2 protein-coding genes and 1 pseudogene are annotated in these 3,859 nt (G+C 72.5%); all 3 read left to right on the top strand.

Features of this window, described 5'->3' with window-relative positions; genetic code table 11:
• Positions 1 to 2,602, top strand: a 2,602-nt coding sequence (locus tag AKI01S_RS45405) for a hybrid sensor histidine kinase/response regulator (protein ID WP_157420608.1), incomplete at its 5' end; no start/stop codon positions are given.
• A gap of 53 nt (positions 2,603 to 2,655) precedes the next feature.
• Positions 2,656 to 3,351, top strand: coding sequence for a response regulator (locus AKI01S_RS45400; RefSeq protein WP_067832491.1), 696 nt, complete (start codon positions 2,656 to 2,658; stop codon positions 3,349 to 3,351).
• 115 nt (positions 3,352 to 3,466) lie between these two features.
• Positions 3,467 to 3,859 (top strand): annotated as a pseudogene (locus AKI01S_RS45395) (urease accessory protein UreH domain-containing protein); the annotation flags it as partial.

Below are 3,859 nucleotides of genomic sequence, written 5' to 3'. Positions count from 1 at the left end.
CGCCGACGAGGTCAGCCGCGTGGCCCGCGAGGTCGGCACCGAGGGCCGGCTGGGCGGCCAGGCGATCGTGCCGGGCGCCGGCGGCATGTGGAAGGACCTCACCGACAACGTCAACGGCATGGCGTCCAACCTGACCTACCAGGTCCGCAACATCGCCCAGGTCGCCACGGCCGTCGCGCACGGCGACCTGACCCGCCGCATCGACGTGGACGCCCAGGGCGAGATCCTGGAGCTGAAGACGACGCTGAACACGATGGTGGACACGCTGTCGTCGTTCGCCTCGGAGGTCACCCGCGTGGCCCGCGAGGTGGGCTCGGAGGGCCGTCTCGGCGGGCAGGCCGAGGTCGAGGGCGTGTCGGGCACCTGGAAGCGGCTCACCGAGAGCGTCAACGAGCTGGCCTCCAACCTCACCACCCAGGTCCGCGCGATCGGCGAGGTCGCCAGCGCCGTGGCCACCGGCGACCTGACCCGCACGATCACCGTGGTGGCGCGCGGCGAGGTCGCCGAGCTGAAGGACAACGTCAACCTGATGGTGGCCACGCTCCGCGAGACGACCCGCGCCAACGAGGAGCAGGACTGGCTGAAGACCAACCTGGCGCGGATCGGCGGCCTGATGCAGGGCCACCGCGACCTGATGCAGGTCGCCGAGCTGATCATCGGGGAGCTGACCCGTACCGCCGGGGCCCAGTTCGGGGCGTTCTACCTGGCCGAGGGGGTGGGCGAGAACGCCGAGCTGAAGCTGATCGCCGGGTCCGGGGTCGGCCGCGGCCGGATCGGCGGCGTGCGGTTCGGGCCGGGCGAGGGCCTGGTCGGGCAGGCCGCCGCCGAGCGCCGCACCATCCTGATCTCCGACGCCCCCGCCGACTACCTCAAGATCCGCAGCGGGCTGGGCGAGGCGTCCCCGGTCAACATCATCGTGTTGCCGATCACGTTCGAGGACACCGTGCTGGGCGCGATCGAGCTGGCGTCGTTCAGCCGGTTCACCGACGTGCATCTGGCGTTCTTCAGCCAGCTGATCGAGACGATCGGGGTCACCCTCAACGCGATCAGCGCCAACACCCGCACCGAGGCGCTGCTGGCCGAGTCCCAGCGGCTGGCCCAGGAGCTCCAGGAGCGCTCCGACGAGCTGCAGCGCCAGCAGGGCGAGCTGCGCCACTCCAACACCGAGCTGGAGGAGAAGGCGGCGCTGCTGGCCCAGCAGAACCGCGCCATCGAGATCCAGAACTTCCAGATCGAGCAGGCCCGCCGCACCCTGGAGGAGCGCGCCGAGCAGCTGGCGATCTCCTCGCGGTACAAGAGCGAGTTCCTGGCGAACATGTCGCACGAGCTGCGCACGCCGCTCAACAGCCTGCTGGTGCTGGCCAAGCTGCTGTCGGAGAACCCCGGCGGGAACCTCACCGACAAGCAGGTGGAGTTCGCCCGCACCATCCACGACTCGGGCACCGACCTGCTGGAGCTGATCAACGACATCCTCGACCTGGCCAAGGTCGAGGCGGGCAAGATGGAGCTGCACCCCCAGCGGCTGACGCCGACGGCGCTGGTGGAGTACGTGGACGCCACGTTCCGGCCGCTGGCGGTGGACAAGGGCCTGGCGTTCGACACCGAGGTCGCCTCGGACGTGCCCGCGGTGATGTACACCGACGAGCAGCGGCTCCAGCAGGTGCTGCGGAACCTGCTGTCCAACGCGGTGAAGTTCACCGCCGAGGGGCAGGTGAAGCTCGTGGTGGAGCGGGCCGGGGACACCGACTTCACGCTCCCGGCGCTGTGGAACACCCCCGACGTGGTCGCGTTCCGGGTGATCGACACCGGGATCGGGGTGAGCGCCGACAAGCTCCAGGTGATCTTCGAGGCGTTCCAGCAGGCCGACGGGACCACCAGCCGCCGCTACGGCGGCACCGGGCTGGGCCTGTCGATCAGCCGGAACATCGCGCGGCTGCTCGGCGGGGAGATCCACGCCGAGAGCGAGCCGGGCCGGGGCAGCGTGTTCACGCTGTACCTGCCCGCCCAGTACACCGAGTCGGACGGGCGGCGCCGCCCGATGGCCGACGAGCCCGTCGCCCCGGCCCCGCCGGCGTCGAACGGGACTCCCCCGCTGCCCGTCGTCACCGGGGGCGGCGGACGGTCCGTCGCCGCGGCGGACGACCGGGCCGCCGAGGACGGCGCCGCGCTGGCCGGGCTGGTCGCCGAGCCGCCCGCCGACTTCCTGGACACCGTGCTGTCGGGCCGCAAGGTGCTGATCGTCGACGACGACGTGCGGAACGTGTTCGCGCTGACCAGCGTGCTGGAGGGGTACGGCATGGAGGTGCTGTACGCCGAGGACGGGCAGGCCGGCATCGACGTGCTGCACCGCAACCCGGACGTGTCGCTGGTGCTGATGGACGTGATGATGCCGGGGCTGGACGGGTACGCCACCACCGCCGCGATCCGGGAGATGCCCCAGTTCGCCGACTTGCCGATCATCGTGATCACCGCCAAGGTCATGAAGGGCGACCGGGAGAAGAGCCTGGCGTCCGGCGCGTCGGACTACGTGCCCAAGCCGGTGGACGTGGACCACCTGCTGGACGTCATGCGGACCTGGTTGCGGCCCTCGGCGGTGCGGTGACGCCTGCCGGGGACGAGGCCCGACGGACCGGACGCAAGCGGAGAGAGGCAGGCGTGGACGACAAGGCGAAGATCCTGCTCGTGGACGATCGCGAGGAGAACCTCATCGCGCTGGAGGCGATCCTGTCCTCCCTCGACCAGGACCTGGTCCGGGCCCGTTCGGGCGAGGAGGCGCTGAAGGCGCTGCTCACCGACGAGTACGCGGTGATCCTGCTGGACGTCGTCATGCCGGGGATGGACGGGTTCGAGACCGCGCGCGACATCAAGCGCCGCAAGAAGACCCGCGACCTGCCGATCATCTTCCTGACGGCGGTCAACAGCGACCCCGACTACGCCTTCCGGGGGTACGCCGCCGGGGCGGTGGACTTCATCTCCAAGCCGTTCGACCCGTGGGTGCTGCGCGCCAAGGTGTCGGTGTTCGTCGAGCTGCACAACAAGAACCGGCAGTTGCGGGACCAGACGGCGCTGCTGCGCGAGCAGGCCGCGATGCTGCGGGAGCAGGCGACGCTGCTGCGCGAGCGCCCGCCGGAGCCGGCCGCCGGTCCGGATCCGGCGGTGGCGGAGCGGCTGGCGGCCGTGGAGGAGCAGGTCGCGGCGCTCGGCAAGCGGGCGCCCGCCGAGCTGCGCGCCGAGGTGGAGCGGCTCGACGAGCGGGTCGCGGCGCTGCGCGAGACCCTGGACGGGGGCTCCCCGGACGGCGGCTTCCCGGACGGTGAGGCGCTGAGCAGCGACGGGGAGCCGGACGCCTGAGCGTCCATGACCGCCGCCGACCGTTGGGTGGCACCGCAGGGTAATCAACGGGTTACCGAACGGGTGGCTTGGCCCGCGCGGGCTCCGGGGACGGTCCCGCTGCGGAGGTGGGGCCATGGACGCCGCCGCGCTGTTGCTGTCGGGGGCCGGGGCCGGGCTGCTGGCCGGGGGGACGACGTGCGCCGCCGTGCAGCTGGGGCTGTTGACGGGCGCGGTGCGCGGAGCACCCGGCGGGTCGCGGCCGCGGGACGCGGTCGCGCCGGTGGCGGCGTTCCTGACGGCGAAGCTGCTCGTCCACACCGCGCTCGGCGCGCTGCTGGGGCTGGTGGGCGCGGCGTTGCAGCCGGGACCGCGGGCGCGGGGGCTGCTGCTGGTGCTGGCGGCGGCGCTACTGGTGCTGTTCGCGTTCGACCTGCTGGGGGCGCGGTGGGCGCGGCGGCTGCTGCGCCGTGACCGGCCCGCCGCCGGCGCCGGGCACTGCGCGCCCCGCCCCGGAGGGATGCGGCGG

Origin of the sequence: Actinomadura kijaniata NBRC 14229, assembly GCF_001552175.1 — a bacterium.
In the GTDB taxonomy this organism is placed as follows: Bacteria; Actinomycetota; Actinomycetes; order Streptosporangiales; family Streptosporangiaceae; genus Spirillospora; species Spirillospora kijaniata.
Note: the sequence above shows the minus strand (reverse complement) of the source record. Positions and strands in the feature narration are given on the sequence as shown.